Source organism: Oribacterium sp. P9 (assembly GCF_046365365.1).
Classification (GTDB): domain Bacteria; phylum Bacillota; class Clostridia; order Lachnospirales; family Lachnospiraceae; genus Oribacterium.
The window spans coordinates 1-523 of sequence record NZ_JBKEIS010000064.1 but is presented as its reverse complement, the minus strand read 5'-3'; the positions used below and the strand labels follow the sequence as shown (position 1 = coordinate 523).

The following is a 523-nucleotide window of genomic DNA, read 5'->3' as shown; positions in this document are numbered from 1 at the left end:
GCCCGGCTGCCCTTCTCCGTCGCCCCTTCGGTCGTAGCGGCGCGGGAGCGGCGCTGGAATGTCTGCCAGCTGCGCATCGGCTGCGCCTCTCGGCCTCGCCTTAGCTCCCGGCTGACCCTGGGATGATTAGCATCGCCCAGGAAACCTTGGGCTTGCGGCGGCGGGGTTTCTCGCCCCGCTCTCGCTACTCGTGCCAGCATTCTCACTCCCCGGCGGTCCACCGGAGGTCGCCCTCCGGCTTCGCCCCCCCGGGGAAGCTCCCCTACCACTAATTCTATTAGTCCGCCGCTTCGGCGCCATGCTTAGCCCCGTGTATTGTCGGCGCATGTCCACTCGACCAGTGAGCTGTTACGCACTCTTTGAATGCATGGCTGCTTCTAAGCCAACATCCTGGTTGTCTGGGCAGACGCACATCCTTTGCCACTCAGCATGGACTTTGGGGCCTTAGCGGGCGGTCTGGGCTGTTTCCCTCTCGAGCGCGCAGCTTAGCCCACGCGCTCTGACTCGCGGCCTCTCGGCCGCC

The 523-nt window shown here is 65.6% G+C and carries 1 rRNA gene; it reads right to left on the bottom strand.

The features are described from left to right. Positions 1 to 523, bottom strand: a 23S ribosomal RNA gene (locus ACK8P7_RS11010); the annotation flags it as partial.